This is a genomic window from Jiella mangrovi (genome assembly GCF_017815135.1).
GTDB classification, from domain to species: Bacteria; Pseudomonadota; Alphaproteobacteria; order Rhizobiales; family Rhizobiaceae; genus Jiella; species Jiella mangrovi.
This window is the reverse complement of sequence record NZ_JAGJCF010000017.1, coordinates 113,198-128,013: the sequence shown is the minus strand read 5'-3', so window position 1 is coordinate 128,013 and position 14,816 is coordinate 113,198. Positions and strand designations below refer to the sequence as shown.

Below are 14,816 nucleotides of genomic sequence, written 5' to 3'. Positions count from 1 at the left end.
TCGTTCTCAAGCTAAATGTGTCCGCTTCTCAAGTCAAACCCGACTTTTGAAGTCAGTGAGCGAAAGGCAACTTTGTCCGCATAGCTGCCATTTGTCGGCGGACTCGCGAATGGCTGCTTTCCACCCAGGCCCGCGATCGAAACGGCCGCTCCGATTTCTTGGAAGCGGCCGTTCCGTGCCTGCGATGATCGATACTACACCTCGGTCGCTTCAGTGAGAGTCAACGCGTCTTCGACATCGACGCCGAGATAGCGAACGGTACTCTCGATCTTGGTATGACCGAGGAGGATCTGAACGGCCCGCAGATTGCCCGTCGCCTTGTAGATGATCGACGCCTTTGTCCTGCGAAGCGAATGCGTTCCGTAGTCCTCTTGCCAAAGGCCGATCGCGGTCACCCACTCGTTGACCAGCCGAGCGTACTGCCGAGTGCTGAGATGATTTGTCCGATCGATCCGGCTCGGGAAGGCGTAATCGTCGATCGTTCCGCCTCGCAGCTCGAGCCAAGCCAAAAGGCTCGACCGGGCTGGCTCCAGCAGTTCGAACTGGACCGGCCGTTTCGTTTTCTGTTGCACGACGATCGCTCGCCTTCGGATTCGGCCGCCGGACGTCAGATCGCCGATCTTGACCTGCACGACGTCGCAGCCGCGCAACTTGCTGTCGATCGCGAGATCGAACAGCGCACGGTCGCGGATGCGTTCTTCGCGATCCAGCCAGAAGCGGATCGCCCAGACCTGTTGTGGCTTCAGGGCTCGCTTCGCGCCGACCGTTCGCCCTGCGTTCCATGCTCGGCGGGCCTTGCTCGCCGGATCATACTCTGAATGTCCCATTGTCCTTCTCCATCGGCCGGAACGGCCGAAAGAAAAGGATCGACGGTCTTGCGCGAGGATCGAACGGGCCGAAAGGAGACGGTCAGCTTTCGAGAAATCGGCGCACAAAGCTGCCAGTGATTTAAAAACCCGCTCCAAGCGTCACTCGATTGGCGCTATAAGCCCGGAAGACTGACGCCGCTCGCTTCTCCGCAGGCTGCGATCAGCGCGTCCTGATAAGCCGTGTCCCGTGCCGCCGCGTGCGTCCTCTCCGGCTCCTTGTGATAGAGATATCGACCGCTTTCAGTCGCCGCGGTCTCGTCGGAGGCCCCGAGCCAGACCTGCGTCAGGTGAGCCCGTTCGAGATCGTCCGGCGCGCCGGCCTCGCCCATGCGGGTCGGCACCCAGCCGGGCGAGACCGCGTTCACGGCGACCTCCGGCCAACGGCGCGCGAGAGCGAAGGCGAGCGCGATATCTTGAAGCTTCGTCTCCGCATAGGCCGACGCGCCACTCCACGATCGATTGCGCGATTGCAGATCGTCGAGACGGGAGGATGCGCTCGGATGCATGCCGGAACCGGTGAAGATCAGCCGCTTCGGGATCTCGATCAGACAGGTGAGGACGTACGGCGCCAGAACGTTCACCGCCCATAGCTGGGACAGACCGTCCTCGGTCTCGACCCGCCGCGGCTCGCGGTAGCCGAGACCGGCATTGTGAACGACCGCATCGAACGGCTCGAATCCGTTCGCCTGATCGGCGACCGCGCGCATTCCGGCGAGCGTCGAGATGTCGCCGACAACGAAGCCGGCCATGCCTGAGAAATTCGTTTCTTCGGCGCGCTCGCTACTGCGGGCATGGACGATGACCGAATGGCCCTCATCCGCCAAGTCGCGTGCTATATTGAAGCCGATGCCCTGGGTCGAGCCAGTGACGAAGATCGTCTTGTGCGCTATGGTCTGTCGCTTTCTTTTATGGACGCGGTTGATCGCGAGGTCATTGAGATAGGGTCCGGTTCATGACGTCTGCGAACGTCTCGAGTTGGCCAAGCGGCAGACGAGATGACGGACCGGCGAGACCGAAGCCGGCACGCACCTCGCCGACTTCGGCATAGGGAACCGCAACGCAGTTGAGGCCGGGCAGCCAATTCTCCTGGTCGAGCGCATAGCCGCGCTTGGCGATCGCCTCGATCTCCGCTTCCAGCTTGGGCCCGATGCGATCCGAATGGGTTTGCAGCATCCGGTTCCTGATCTGCGGGATCAGTGCGAGGAAAAGAAGCCCGATTGCAGAGCCTGCCATGGGAAGGCGTTCGCCGGCCTGGCTTCCCGCCTTCAGGGTCTGACGGCTTTCGATGGCGTCGAGGAAATAGACTTCGTCGCCCGACGGCACCGCCAAGAAGACCGTCTCGCCAGTTTCTTCCGTCATCGCCTCGAGCGCCGGGCGCAGATCGCGCCGAAGGCGGTCGTCGTCGCCGGCAACGCGTGCAAGGTTCTGGATCCTGTCGCCGAGATGATAGCGCGTATCGCCGGCGCGTCGCCGCACGTAGCCAAGCGACTGCAGCGTCTTCAGAATGTTGTGGGCGGTTGTCGATCGCAGATTCGTAGCAGCCGCGATCGCGTTCAGATGCGCTGCCCCGCCAGCATGGGCGATCGCTTCAAGGATGTGGGCAGCGCGCTCGACGGACTGGATCATATGAGCCCTTTTTCCATCATTGTTGGATATTCGATCCCATTTTAGAAACTAGTTGATTTGATGCTGAAAATATCGGAACAAAGCAAGGGTTGCCGCCATTTTCTTCTCGACTGCCGCAGCGCAGCATAACTGACGGAAGGAGGCCATCGTGACCTTTCAATCGACACCCGCCGCGACCGTCCCGGACACGACACGATGCGTCATCGCACGAGCGACCCCTCGCACCGGCGAGAATAGCCATCTTAAGACCCTTGTCGAAGAACTTGCCCGAAATGTTCGCGCCGAGCCTGGCAATATCAGCTTCGAGGTGTACGCCGAAGAAAGCGGCGCCCTTGTCATGATCGAGCGATATCGCGACGACGCGGCGTTTCAGATGCATCTCGACCAGCCCCACACGAAGCAGTTCAACGCCGCGCTCGAAGAGATCGCGACCGGCGGCGGGTCATCGGTAAGCGAGGTGACCCTGCTCGAAGGACCGCGCACGTCGAAGTCTGGCATTCGCGGCATCGACCATATCGGACTCACCGTGCCCGACATCGAGGAAGCGAGCCGTTTCTTCGCGGACGCCTTCGGCGCGGTGACGCTCTACGACGTTCTGCCGAAGGATGCGGACCCGATGGCGGGCGAAGGGCCGGAAGCCGAACTCGGTCTCTCCAAGGGCGCGAAGATCGTCCATATGCGGCTGATGCGGCTCGGAAAGGGTCCGTGTCTCGAACTCTTCCAGATGGAGAACGCCGATCAGGCCGACCCGGCCCGGCTTCAGGATCGCGGCCTGACCCATTTCGGCGTCTATGTGGACGACATCGACGCAGCCCTCGACGCCTTCACCAAGGCCGGCGGCGAACCGCTCAAGGGTCCCCATCCGCTCGCCAACAACGAGGACGCCGAAGGCAATGCCGGCATCTACGGCCGCACCCCGTGGGGCATGCTGATCGAGCTTCTGACCTATCCCGGCGGTATCTCCTATCCAGCGGAAGCAGCGGCGGCTCGCTGGACGCCGCGCCGGTAACCCACACTCAACCCGAATTCGAAGGAGACAGGCATGATCAAGATGACCATGTTCCTGAAGCGGCATCCCGATATCAGCCGCGAGGAATTCGTTCGCCATCACATCGAGGATCACGGACCGCTGTTCCGCTCGATCCCCGAGGCGGAAACCCACGTGAAGCGCTACATCCAGACCCATCCGGTGGACCCGCCCGAGGGGACCGTTCCCCAGGCCGACTATGACGGCACCGCCGAAATCTGGTTCGATGGGCCGGATGGCATGAAGGCAGTGCTGACCTCCGAAACCTACAAGTCGAAGGTCTTTCCCGACGAAAAGACCTTCCTCGATCACGGCAACACGCTGATCCTCGTCGGCGAACAGACCGACATCATCGGCTGACGTACCGCGCCGGGACCACCACCAACCGACACCGGACCGCCCATTATTCGCCGCGCTCAGACGCCGCGACGCGGACCATCACGTCTGAAATCAAAGGACCACACACCATGAATTTCCCATTCGCCAAGGACATTCCCGAGCAGAGCCAGGACAGGGTTCCAGGCATCGAAAGCAAGCTCACGCCGTCCGCGACCCATATTCGCGAGACCTACAAGGGCTCGGAAAAGCTGAAGGGCAAACGCACCTTGATCACCGGCGGCGACAGCGGGATCGGGCGCGCCGTCGCGCTGCATTTCGCCCGCGAGGGCGCGGACGTCGCGATCCTTTACCTTCCCGAAGAGCAGACCGATGCGGACGAGACGATCCAGCTGCTGAAGAAAGAGGGCGCGAAGACGCTCGCTATTCCCGCGGACGTCTCCGACCGCAAAGCCTGTGATGAGGCCATAGGGACGGTGGTCGAGACGTTCGGCGGCATCGACGTCCTCGTCAACAATGCCGGCCATATGCAGGGCGAGCGCGAGTTCACCGACACGAGCGACGAGTCCTGGGAGCGGCACTTCGCCGTCAACGTCCACGGGCCCTTCTACCTCACCCGCGCGGCCTTGAAGCACATGACGAAGGGCGCCTCGATCATCAACACGACCTCGGTCAACGCGTTTGCCGGTGCGCCGGTGGTGACGGCCTATACCGCGACCAAGGGCGCGATCGCGAGCTTCACCCGCGGCCTTGCACTCCAGATCGCGGACAAGGGCATTCGTGTCAACGAGGTGGCCCCCGGCCCGGTCTGGACGCCGATCCAGCCCCAGGGTTGGTCTGCCGAAGAGGTGCCGCATCTTGGCGACTCGACCGCGATGGGCCGCATGGGTCAGCCCTGCGAGCTCGCGCCGGCCTTCGTCTATCTCGCCTGCGAAGACGGCTCCTACGTCACCGGCCAGACGATCCACGTGAACGGCGGCATGATCGTCAATGGCTGAGGGGGCGGATGTCATCGCGCCGATCGCACCGAAAGGCGGGAGCTGGATAACCAGCGCTCGCCACCGGCGCTGGCTGAGCGAACAGGGTCAACGGCTTCTCGACTTTTCCAAGGAGAGCAGACTTCCGGTCGGCTTCGGTTCACTCGATACGGCCGGGCAGATGCCGGACGATGCTACGCCCGATCTCGTCGTGACCGCCCGAATGACGCACTCCTACGCGCTCGGCGCGCTCCAGGGCTTGCCGGGTTCAGCGCCTTTGGTCGATCACGGCCTCACGGCACTGACTGGCTCGCTGAAGGACCATGAAAACGGCGGCTGGGACGATGGATCGGGGCGCAAGCAGGCCTATGCCCATGCCTTCGTCGCGCTCGCGGCCGCATCGGCCCATGTCGCCGGACGGCCGGGCGCGAAAGCGCTGCTGGAGGAGATCGTCACCATCCTCGAGACCCGGTTCTGGTCCGAGGAAGAGGGCGTCATGCGTGAAAGCTTCGCGCCCGACTGGTCGGACGAAGAGGACTATCGCGGGGCAAACGCAAACATGCACTCGGTCGAAGTTTCGATGGCGCTGGCCGACGTTCTCGACGCGCCGGTCTGGCGTGAGCGGGCGCTTCGCATCGTCACGCGCTTCGTCCACGAGATCGCCGCGGAACAGAATTTCCGCATCGTCGAGCATTTCGATCGCAACTGGACGATCCTGAAGGACTATAACAAGGATACGCGCGACGACGATCTGAGACCCTACGGGATGACGCCCGGCCATTTCGTCGAATGGTCGCATCTGTTACTCAAGCTGGAAGCCGCCCTTCTGGCACAGGGCGAAGGCGCCCCGGACTGGATGCTGGGCCACGCCGAGAGCCTGTTTGCAGCCGGTATGCGCGACGGCTGGAAGGCGGACGGCAATCCCGGCCTCGTCTATACGATCGGCTGGGACGGCAGGCCGAGCGTCCGAAACCGCGCGCACTGGGCTCAGGCCGAGGCCATCACAGCGGCAGCCGGTCTTCTGAAGCGCACCGGCCGCACCGAATACGAACGCTGGTACCGTACGCTCTGGGACTATCTCGATCTTCACGTGATCGACCGGCGTTGTGGGTCCTGGCACAACGAGGTCGATGGCGAGAACGCACCGTCCGAGCAAATCTATAGGGGCAAGCCCGATCTCTATCACGCCTATCAGTCGACCCTGACACCCGTTCTCCCGCTGGCACCGTTCCTCGCCGTCATGCTGGAGCGCACGGAGGCGATCGGTCCTGTTCGAGGAGATCTTTGAGATGGCCGAGAATTTCCTTCTGCCGCTGACGGGCTCGTTCGCCCAACCTGCAGTCGGGAACCCCACGGTGGCGATGATCGAGGCGGCCTTCCGCCATCACGATCTCGACTGGCGCTACATCAACTGCGAGGTGGCGCCCGAAGGGCTCGGCGATGCGGTGAAGGGTGCGCGGGCCATGAGGTGGCGCGGCTTCAACTGCTCGATCCCGCACAAGGTCGCCGTCATCGACCATCTCGACGGCCTCGGCGAAAGCGCGGAGATCATCGGCGCGGTCAACACGATCGTCGCGCGCGACGGCAAGCTGATCGGCGAGAACACCGACGGCAAGGGCTTCGTGAAGGCGTTGTCCGACGTCACCGATCCAGAGGGCAAGACCGTCATGCTGTTCGGTGCTGGCGGGGCCGGTCGTGCCGTCGGCGTCGAACTGGCGCTTGCGGGAGCCGCGAAAATCCTCGTCGTCAACCGCAGCCGGGATCGCGGCGAAGCCGTTGCAAGCCTCATCGCGGGCAGGACGCCGGCAAAGGCCGAATACCATCCGTGGGACCAGACGGTCTCCGTGCCGAGCGATGTCGAGATCGTCGTTCATGCCACATCGCAGGGGCTTTATCCGAACGTCGATCAGATGCCCGACATCGATCCGGACAGTCTGACGCCGGACAAAGTGGTCGCCGACGGCATTCACAATCCACCGAAGACTCGGTTTCTCAAGGCGGCGGAAGCCAACGGCTGCACCATTGTGGACGGCCTCTCCATGCTGGTCGGCCAGGGAGTGATCGGGTTCAAATACTGGACCGGCATCGAGGCCAACCCTGAGGTGATGCGCCGGGCTCTGGCCGATCTCGATCTCTGACCAGCCGCTGACCTCGACCGGTTGCGCCCTGCAATCCGGAACGACTGGGCTCCTATGAAATCTCGCCGCACCAGCAATGCGCTGCGCGGGACGCCGAAAGCGGAACGATCGCGCCCCGACCTAATTAATCAATTTAGTTGAATAATTGGAGGCACCATGAGCAATACGACATCCGCCCCCCCGTCTCGATGGCAAGATCGCCATGATCACCGGTGCCGCGAAGGGCATCGGCTTCGCCACCGCACAGAAGTTCGCGCGCGAGGGTGCCAAGCTCTCGATCTGCGACTATGACGAGACTGCGCTGAAGGAAGCGTCGGAGATGTTGAAGACCTCCGGCGCAACGGTCGAAAGCTTCGTCTGCGACGTGCGCGAGGAGGCCGAGGTGAAGACGTTTTTCGACGAGACGATGAAGGCGTACGATCGAATCGACATCCTCGTCGCCAATGCAGGCGTCATCCCCGAGGCAACGATCGAACAGGCCTCCGCCGACCTGCGGGACGATACCTTTGCCGTCGACGGAAAGGGCATGTTCCTTTGCGGCAAGTTCGCTGCCGAGATCATGACGAAGCAGGGTTCGGGCTCGATCGTCTTCCTGTCCTCGATCTCGGCCTATGGCGGACAGGTCGGACAGGCGGTCTACGGACCCGCGAAATACGTCGCAGCGGGTCTGACCAAGCACTTCGCAATAGACCTCGCGCCGAAGGGCGTGCGGGTCAATGCAGTCTCGCCGGGCACGATCGATACGCCTGCGGTCGACAAGCTGTCGGATGACGGCATCAAGAAAGTCGTCGGCATGCATCCGATGGGCCGCATGGGCAGGCCGGAGGAGATCGCGAACGGGATCGCGTTCCTCGCCTCGGACGAAGCCTCGTTCATCACCGGAGCAGACCTGCCGATCGATGGCGGTTATCTCGCCCAGTGATTAACGCTGACTGACCAGGATCGGCCGGTCGAGTATTCGGCGGCCCCGGCGTCTGCTGATCTCGGTCGGCCACGCAGTCGGACAGCCGATCCAGCCACGACGGCTGCCCCGAACGCCTTCGCCCTCGGACGATGCTTTCGAGAATATGGCCGCCCTGTCGGACAGCGTCCCGAGACGATGTCCAACAGGTTTGGCGAGGCGATCCGACTTCGAACTTTCGATCTTCGCAAGGAATCTTCGCAAGGACAGGACAACTCATGATCCATGCCACCGCAACCTCGGATAGCCGCAGCGAGGCGAGTCTTGCGCTCGTCACCATCTGCCTCGCGTGCGGTGGCTTCACCCTCGGCGCCGGCGAGTTTTCGGCGATGAGCCTTCTTCCGTATTACGCCGACGGCCTCGGTGTCAGCGAGAGCGTCGCCGGTTATGCGGTCAGCGCCTATGCCGTCGGTGTGATGATCGGCGCACCGCTGATTGCGGTCCTCGCGGCCCGTTGGCCGCGTAAATATACGCTGATCGGCCTCATGTTGGTGGTCGCGGCGGGCTACGCCCTGTCGGCATTCGCGCCCTCCATCCTCACTCTGGACGCTGCGCGTTTCCTCGCCGGATTGCCGCACGGTGCCTATTTCGGGATCGCGATCCTCTTTGCCGCCGACATTGCCGGCAAGGGCAAGCGCGCACAGGCGACGAGCCACATCATGCTGGGCCTCGCAGTCGCGACCGTCGTCGGCGTCCCTGCGGTCAATGCCTTCGGACAGTCGCTCGGTTGGCGGCTTGGTTTTGCGATCGTCGCAGGTCTGGCGGCGCTCACCGCGCTCGGCATCTGGCTGACGGCGCCCTATGAGGGCCCGGACCCGAGCGTCCGGCCTTTGAAGCAGTTCCGCGCCCTCGCCAATCGTCAGGTGCTGCTCGTGCTGGCCATGGGCGCCGTCGGGTATGGCGGCACCTTCGCGATCTACTCCTACTTTTCCGCAGCGTTCCTCCAGACCGTCGACGAACCGCAATACTGGATCTCGATCGGCCTGGTGATCTACGGCCTCGGTGTGGTCTTCGGAAACTGGGTCGCGGGCAAGCTCACGGGCGGACGCGTGCTTCAGTCCGCGGCGGCATTCCAGGCCGTTCTTGCGATCTCCGGACTGATCTACGCGGCCTCGATCGGCTCGATGCCCTTCATGTTCGCCGCGCTGTTCCTGATCGGCGTCGGCGGCGGTCTCGTCGTGCCGCTCCAGACCCGCCTCATGGATGTGGCCGGCGAGGCGCAGACCATGGCGGCGGCCATGAACCACGCCGCCTTCAACGCCGCAAACGCGCTCGGGCCACTTCTCGCCGGCTTCACGCTTTCCGCCGGCCTCGGCTGGGCCTCGACCGGCTATGTCGGCGTTGCGCTTTCGCTTGGCGGCCTCGCGATCTGGCTCGTCATTTTGGCGACATCGAAGCGATCCGCTCAATGAGCGGTCTTATCCATACGGCAAGGCATCGAATGACAAATAGAGACCGACTTTTCGGCATCGCGGTTCTCGTCGCGGCCTTCGGCTTCATCTGGTCGATCTACACGTTCTTCGCGCCTTCGACCGGCGTGAACGGCACGGCCGGTCCGTTGCTCGCGGCGTTCGGGCATGTCGCGATCGCTCTCGGCACACTCGCCGTTGCAGCAACGATCGGCTGGTTCGGGTGGATCATCCTCGCATTGTTCGTCCTCGCCGCGCTGCTGACCGCACTGGCAGGCGTTCTGCTGTTGCAACCCGCGATCTGGCTCGCCGCGCTCATCGCCGGCATCCTGGTCGTCGTCGGCCAATCGATGGGAACCCGTTCATGATGCGCACGCTCGCCTTCACCACCTGTGTCGCCGGACTCGTCGCAACGCCGCTTGCAGCCCAGGACAGATGGGACAGTTTCCACGGGCAGCTCTCGGCGCAGAAATACGCACCCGCCGAAGCAATCACGACGGAGAACGTCGGCGATCTCGAACGCCAGTGGGAGGTGCATACCGGCGATCTCTCGGACGGCTCGGGCGACCTGCCGCCGACCGTCTGGTCCGCGACGCCGATCTACGCCAACGAGACGCTTTATTTCGGGACGCCCTTCTACCGCATCCTCGCGCTCGATCCAGAGACCGGCGCGGAGAAGTGGAGCTACGATTCGAAGTCCCGTCTCGAAGCGCTGACCCAGCCAGCCCTCAAGAATCGCGGTGTCGCCTATTGGGAGGCGTCCGACCCACAAGACGGCAAGGCCTGTCAGAAGCGGGTCTATCTCGGCACTATGACGGCGACGCTGCACGCCGTCGATGCCGATACTGGCAAACCATGCGCGGACTTCGGCCAAGGCGGCATCCTCGACGTCAACCAGTGGAACACGACCAACGACCGCTGGCCGCTCTCGCTGCTGCAGCCGCCGACGGTGGTGGGCGATACGCTGGTCCTCGGTTGGGCCGGCAAGGACTGGGCCTTCGCCGAAGCGCCTCCGGGGACCCTCTTTGGCATAGACGCGCGGACGGGCGAGCGGGAATGGACGGTCGAGTTCATTCCTGAAGACGTCCATCAGCGCACCGGCACGGCCAATGTTTGGACCGCGATGAGCGCCGATCCGGACCTCGGCCTCGTCTACGTGCCGGTCTCCTCGCCGAGCCCGAATTACTGGGGCGGAAATCGGACCGAGCCGATCCCCATGGCAACGTCCGTCACGGCGGTCGACGTCGAGACCGGCGACATCGCCTGGTCGCGCCAGCTCGTCCGTCATGACATCTGGGACTACGACACCAACGCCGCGCCGACGCTGATCGACATCGAGCGGAACGGCCAGACGGTCCCGGCGCTGGTCCAGACGACGAAGCAGGGCTTCCTCTACGTGCTCGACCGCCGCTCGGGCGAGCCGATCTTCGACTGGTCGGAAAAGAACGTCCCCACCTCCGATGCGGACGGCGAAGTCGCATCGTCCACTCAGCCGTTTCCAGTCGCCCCACCGCCGACGAACGACCATGAGAACTGGCCGGGCGTCTGGTGGCTGGCCGACCTCGTCTCGTTCGGCGGCTGCTCGCGCCGGGCCGAAGAGCTGCGCTACGAAGGCCTGTTCACACCGCCTTCGACCGAGGGCACCCTTGCCTACCCGGGAACGTCTGGCGGCATGCAGTGGGGCGGCGGCAGCTACGACCCGAAGACCGGTCTTTTCTACGTCAATGCCAGCCGCGTCGCGCAGATCTTCCGTCTTGTCCCGCGCGCAGAGTACGAGAACATCGCGGGTGGCTCGGGCAACGAGGCCGGCTACTATCCGCAGGAAGGCGCGCCGTACGGTGTCTATCTCACGGCGTTCGAGAACTGGGCCGGCATGCCGTGCTGGAAGCCGCCGTTCGGCACGATGAGCGCCTACGACATCGGCAAGGGCGAGAAGGTCTGGGAAGTGCCGTTCGGCCGCGTCCAACGCTACGGCTTCTATATGCCGTCGAGCTGGGGGACGCCGACGATCGGCGGCCCGGTCTCGACCGGCGGCGGCCTTATCTTCATCGGCGGCTCGATCGATGCCCGCGTCAGAGCGCTCGATGCGGCGAACGGCGAGGAACTCTGGAACGACCCGGTGATGGCGCCCTCGGTCTCGAACCCGGCCGTGTTCGAACACAAGGGTCGCGAGTGGGTCGTCTTCGTTGCGGGTGGCAACTCGATCCTGAAGCCGCAGGTCGGCGACCAGATCGTGGCTTACGCGTTGCCTGAGGAATGACTTGGTTCCCAAACGCCTCAGGCGAGCGTTTCCTTCGCAGATGCCACCTGATAACGAATAACGATTTATCCAATGCGTTCGGAATGTCCGCGATGGGCACGACGCACGAACTGTGCAGAGAGACGGTCGCGTCTCCTTGCCCGCGAACAATACCCAGAATACTATCCGATCACACGATCGGAACGGCCGCTGCGATACATCCGCAACAGCCGTCCTACCCTTATGACGATCGGTCTTACACCTCAGTCCCTTCAGCGAGCGTCAACGCGTCTTCGACTTCGACGCCGAGATATCGAACGGTGCTCTCGATCTTCGTATGACCGAGAAGGATCTGAACCGCTCGCAGATTACCGGTCGCTTTGTAGATGATCGACGCTTTCGTCCGACGAAGCGAATGCGTACCATAGTCCTCCTGCCGAAGGCCGATCGCGGTTACCCACTCGTCGACCAAACGGGCGTACTGCCGGGTGCTGAGATGGTCCATTCTGTCGATCCGGCTCGGAAAGGCGTAATCGTCGATCGTCCCGCCTCGAAGTTCCAGCCAAATCAGAAGACTCGACCGGGCAGGTTCGAGCAGTTCGAACTGGACCGGCCGTTTTGTCTTCTGCTGCACGACGATCGCTCGCGTTCGGATCCGTCCACCCGACGTCAGATCGCCGATCTTTATCTTCACGACATCGCAGCCTCGAAGTTTGCTGTCGATCGCGAGATCGAACAGCGCTCGGTCTCGAATCCGTCCTTCGCGATCGAGCCAAAAGCGGATCCCCCACACCTGCTGCGGCTTCAGGGGTCGTTTCGCGCCAACTGTTCGGCCTGCCTTCCATGCTCGACGAGCTTTACCCGCCGGATCATACTCCGAATATCCCATCGTCCTTCTCCATCGGCCGGAATGGCCGAAAGAAAAGATCGAGAGTTTTGCCCAACGATCGAAGGGCCGAAAGCTGACCGTCGGCTTCCGGAAGAGATTCGCGGAGAGCTGCCATTCGGAAACCGCGCCGGTGCGGTCGTTCGAGATTACCAGCGATCTTCCGAAAGCTGCCGTTGCTGCTTGAGGGCGCAACCAGACGGCGTCATGGCCGCTACCGAATTACGGAGATTGCATCGGCTTATGCAGGCTTGCTTGCGAGAGCCGGTACGAACGCGGGTGTAGAACAAAAATAGAACAAAGGAATAGAGTATTTGGAGTGCTCCTCACTGGCACGATGGCCGAGATTGCGTGTAAATTAGGGGGGAAAGGGTACCGGGGTTTGAAACAGCAAGCAGCGCAGCAGTATCCGACCGTGGCAGTCAAGCAGGTTAGAAATGCATTGGCTGGTGCGATATCCGATTTCAGCGCCAACGAGGTGCCGTCCCTCTGCAGACGTCTTCAACTGCGAGACGGGGATCGCGATGAATCATTCAAGAGCAAATTCAAGTATGCAGAGCGGCGACTGATCGAGAAATCGGCAGCGGAGCTAATCCCCATCGCTCAACGCCTTCTTGAAGAGGTCGACTCCTTCGAGGTGGCCGAGGCCTTAGCCAAGCTGCAAGAAGCGGGGAAGGCCGCAGTCTCCGAGCTCACTCGTCGCCGCATCATGGCGCTTTTCGATAAGCGGCCGTACAGCACCGAGTTCGAAGATATTGACTTCATCCGCCGCGTTTGGCCGACAACCAATATGCCATCGGTCGTCTCTTCATTCTCCAACAACCGTTCTGAAGCGACGTTGGATGACGATCTCCTCAACGCCATCGTCCGGAACAACGACTGGAATAACCGGGAGACGTTGGAAGCCGTGGGCTATCTGACGAGCTCGCAAAAGCAATTCTTCCGCTTTCTGGAGGAAGTAACCAGCCCTCTCACGCAATCACGTGAGGTTCAAACCGATCTCGCGGCGGCTATCAATGAGCACCTGCGCCATGACGGCTATCGGCTGATCATTGTCCGGCGACTTTCAGGCAGTCCCGTTTACGAGGTGCAGCCAGCAGCCATCGGCAGTCCCTCGGATGACGCGATCTCGCAGGCGCTCGCCGACTTCGACCCGGACACGGTGCACGCCAGATGGACTCAGGCGCTAGACCGTCGGGATACCGATCCCGCAGGGGCGATCACACTGGCCAGGACGCTGCTTGAGGATGTGTGCAAGTGGATCATCATCGAAGCCGGCGAGACGTATGAGGAGAAGGATGACCTGCCAGTCCTCTATCGGAAATTAGCGAAAATTCTGAATCTGGCTCCGGACGGCCACACGGAACCTGTTTTCAAGCAGATTCTAGGAAGCTGCCAGTCGGTCGTCGAGTCGTTGGGATCGCTGCGCAACAAGATCAGTGACGCTCACAGCCCGGGGCCAAAAAAGGTAAAGCCTGCGGCCCGACATGCTCAGCTCGCCGTCAATCTGTCCGGCACGATGGCAACATTTCTGGTTTCGACATGGGCTGCAAGAAAGGGCGCCCTCTAGCTTGCCGCCCACTTCTTCAACTCGTGGATCGCGGTTGCGATCTGGCGCCCCTCGTTCGGCCCACCCTTGTGAATGACGCCGACAACCTTGCCCCGGGCATCCAGTACGGGACCTCCAGACATGCCTTGACTGAGTTCTTGCAACACCTCTACTCGATCGATCGATCGATCGATCGCGTGCTTGCGAGGGAGGGACGTAACCTTTCCTTCTCGAATGTTCAGACGATCACCAGGCCCATATCCCGGATAACCGTAGGCGATGACGTCATCACCAACCGCTACCGCTGCCGTCGCCGCTTCAAGTTCGAAGAACTCATTCGAACTAATCGCGTGATCGAGAATTGCCAAATCGTGATGCTCGCATCGCTTGCGAACCGAAACCTTGGCTTGGTTCGAGGGGGTGCTTTGATGATAGACGAGCAGATCCTCCGGATCCTCCACGCAATGAGCAGCCGTAACGAGGCCAACACCACTCAGGAAAAAGGCGGTACCCTGCTCACCTCCATTCCCGGAATGCTCGACGATCCAAACCGACCTATCCCGCTGCTCACTGGCAGTCGGTGTGATCTTCACGGGATGAATCTGCGAAGCTCCGATTGTATCGCAAAGCCAAGGACCTAGCGAATGGGTCCGCCAACCCCTTCAAATGGCCGACGTATGCAGTCTTTCCGCGAATGTGAGAGCCGATATCACCTTTGCCACCTTTTGAAGCATATGTTACTTGCGAGGCTTCGAGCCCATGTCGCTCTATCGAGCTGAGCTTCGCGCGGATGTCGCGG

Annotated in this window: 15 protein-coding genes; 10 read left to right on the top strand and 5 right to left on the bottom strand. The window is 62.2% G+C overall.

The features are described from left to right. Window positions 1–194: 194 nt before the first annotated feature. The 3 genes from J6595_RS18620 to J6595_RS18610 all read right to left on the bottom strand — a co-directional run bounded on the left by J6595_RS18620 (window position 195) and on the right by J6595_RS18610 (window position 2,495). Window positions 195–827, bottom strand: a complete 633-nt coding sequence (locus J6595_RS18620) for a tyrosine-type recombinase/integrase (RefSeq protein WP_209596521.1) — start codon at window positions 825–827, stop codon at window positions 195–197. A gap of 155 nt (window positions 828–982) precedes the next feature. Continuing rightward, window positions 983–1,744 carry an SDR family NAD(P)-dependent oxidoreductase gene (locus J6595_RS18615; RefSeq protein ID WP_209596542.1) on the bottom strand — a complete coding sequence of 254 codons (762 nt, stop codon included), beginning with the start codon at window positions 1,742–1,744 and terminating at the stop codon, window positions 983–985. A gap of 55 nt (window positions 1,745–1,799) precedes the next feature. Further along, window positions 1,800–2,495 (bottom strand): IclR family transcriptional regulator, encoded by a 696-nt coding sequence (locus J6595_RS18610; protein ID WP_209596520.1) that lies wholly within the window; start codon window positions 2,493–2,495, stop codon window positions 1,800–1,802. A 148-nt stretch (window positions 2,496–2,643) separates the two neighbouring features. On the opposite strand from J6595_RS18610, the gene J6595_RS18605 reads away from it, so the two are divergent. The 9 genes from J6595_RS18605 to J6595_RS18565 all read left to right on the top strand — a co-directional run bounded on the left by J6595_RS18605 (window position 2,644) and on the right by J6595_RS18565 (window position 11,603). Then, on the top strand, window positions 2,644–3,504 hold the full coding sequence (locus J6595_RS18605) for an antibiotic biosynthesis monooxygenase (protein ID WP_209596519.1): 861 nt from the start codon (window positions 2,644–2,646) through the stop codon (window positions 3,502–3,504). A gap of 33 nt (window positions 3,505–3,537) precedes the next feature. Beyond that, window positions 3,538–3,882, top strand: coding sequence for an EthD domain-containing protein (locus tag J6595_RS18600; protein WP_209596518.1), 345 nt, complete (start codon window positions 3,538–3,540; stop codon window positions 3,880–3,882). 107 nt (window positions 3,883–3,989) lie between these two features. After that, window positions 3,990–4,856, top strand: a complete 867-nt coding sequence (locus J6595_RS18595) for an SDR family oxidoreductase (protein WP_209596517.1) — start codon at window positions 3,990–3,992, stop codon at window positions 4,854–4,856. Then, the gene (locus tag J6595_RS18590; protein WP_209596516.1) at window positions 4,849–6,123 is read left to right on the top strand and encodes a D-mannose isomerase; all 1,275 of its coding nucleotides are present in this window, start codon (window positions 4,849–4,851) and stop codon (window positions 6,121–6,123) included. Before J6595_RS18595 ends, J6595_RS18590 begins: the two co-directional genes overlap by 8 nt. 1 nt (window position 6,124) lies before the next feature. Beyond that, a complete protein-coding gene (gene aroE / locus J6595_RS18585; protein WP_209596515.1) occupies window positions 6,125–6,973 on the top strand; it encodes a shikimate dehydrogenase in 849 nt (282 codons plus the stop codon). A 202-nt stretch (window positions 6,974–7,175) separates the two neighbouring features. Next, entirely contained in the window at window positions 7,176–7,895 is a 720-nt protein-coding gene (locus J6595_RS18580; protein WP_209596514.1) for an SDR family NAD(P)-dependent oxidoreductase, read from the top strand. Between the two features lie 257 nt (window positions 7,896–8,152). Continuing rightward, window positions 8,153–9,346: an MFS transporter gene (locus J6595_RS18575; protein ID WP_209596512.1), complete on the top strand. Its 1,194-nt coding sequence runs from the start codon at window positions 8,153–8,155 to the stop codon at window positions 9,344–9,346. 29 nt (window positions 9,347–9,375) lie between these two features. Continuing rightward, window positions 9,376–9,711: a hypothetical protein gene (locus J6595_RS18570; protein ID WP_209596511.1), complete on the top strand. Its 336-nt coding sequence runs from the start codon at window positions 9,376–9,378 to the stop codon at window positions 9,709–9,711. Next, window positions 9,708–11,603: a pyrroloquinoline quinone-dependent dehydrogenase gene (locus J6595_RS18565; protein ID WP_209596508.1), complete on the top strand. Its 1,896-nt coding sequence runs from the start codon at window positions 9,708–9,710 to the stop codon at window positions 11,601–11,603. Before J6595_RS18570 ends, J6595_RS18565 begins: the two co-directional genes overlap by 4 nt. A 235-nt stretch (window positions 11,604–11,838) precedes the next feature. Here J6595_RS18565 and J6595_RS18560 read toward each other — a convergent pair whose 3' ends face one another. Continuing rightward, window positions 11,839–12,471, bottom strand: a complete 633-nt coding sequence (locus J6595_RS18560; RefSeq protein ID WP_209596506.1) for a tyrosine-type recombinase/integrase — start codon at window positions 12,469–12,471, stop codon at window positions 11,839–11,841. Window positions 12,472–12,850: 379 nt separating this feature from the next. Here J6595_RS18560 and J6595_RS18555 point away from each other — a divergent pair, with 379 nt between their 5' ends. Beyond that, window positions 12,851–14,038 carry an abortive infection family protein gene (locus J6595_RS18555; protein WP_245198815.1) on the top strand — a complete coding sequence of 396 codons (1,188 nt, stop codon included), beginning with the start codon at window positions 12,851–12,853 and terminating at the stop codon, window positions 14,036–14,038. On the opposite strand, the gene J6595_RS18550 is transcribed toward J6595_RS18555, so the two are convergent. Then, entirely contained in the window at window positions 14,035–14,610 is a 576-nt protein-coding gene (locus tag J6595_RS18550; protein WP_209596504.1) for a S1 family peptidase, read from the bottom strand. The genes J6595_RS18555 and J6595_RS18550 overlap by 4 nt on opposite strands. Window positions 14,611–14,816: the final 206 nt, after the last annotated feature.

Bases quoted from the DNA above. Each gene is read 5' to 3' on its own strand.
- J6595_RS18620 (WP_209596521.1), bottom strand. From the start codon at position 827: ATGGGACATTCAGAGTATGATCCGGCGAGCAAGGCCCGCCGAGCATGG.
- J6595_RS18610 (WP_209596520.1), bottom strand. From the start codon at position 2,495: ATGATCCAGTCCGTCGAGCGCGCTGCCCACATCCTTGAAGCGATCGCC.
- J6595_RS18600 (WP_209596518.1), top strand. From the start codon at position 3,538: ATGATCAAGATGACCATGTTCCTGAAGCGGCATCCCGATATCAGCCGC.
- J6595_RS18595 (WP_209596517.1), top strand. From the start codon at position 3,990: ATGAATTTCCCATTCGCCAAGGACATTCCCGAGCAGAGCCAGGACAGG.
- J6595_RS18590 (WP_209596516.1), top strand. From the start codon at position 4,849: ATGGCTGAGGGGGCGGATGTCATCGCGCCGATCGCACCGAAAGGCGGG.
- aroE (WP_209596515.1), top strand. From the start codon at position 6,125: ATGGCCGAGAATTTCCTTCTGCCGCTGACGGGCTCGTTCGCCCAACCT.
- J6595_RS18580 (WP_209596514.1), top strand. From the start codon at position 7,176: ATGATCACCGGTGCCGCGAAGGGCATCGGCTTCGCCACCGCACAGAAG.
- J6595_RS18575 (WP_209596512.1), top strand. From the start codon at position 8,153: ATGATCCATGCCACCGCAACCTCGGATAGCCGCAGCGAGGCGAGTCTT.
- J6595_RS18570 (WP_209596511.1), top strand. From the start codon at position 9,376: ATGACAAATAGAGACCGACTTTTCGGCATCGCGGTTCTCGTCGCGGCC.
- J6595_RS18565 (WP_209596508.1), top strand. From the start codon at position 9,708: ATGATGCGCACGCTCGCCTTCACCACCTGTGTCGCCGGACTCGTCGCA.
- J6595_RS18560 (WP_209596506.1), bottom strand. From the start codon at position 12,471: ATGGGATATTCGGAGTATGATCCGGCGGGTAAAGCTCGTCGAGCATGG.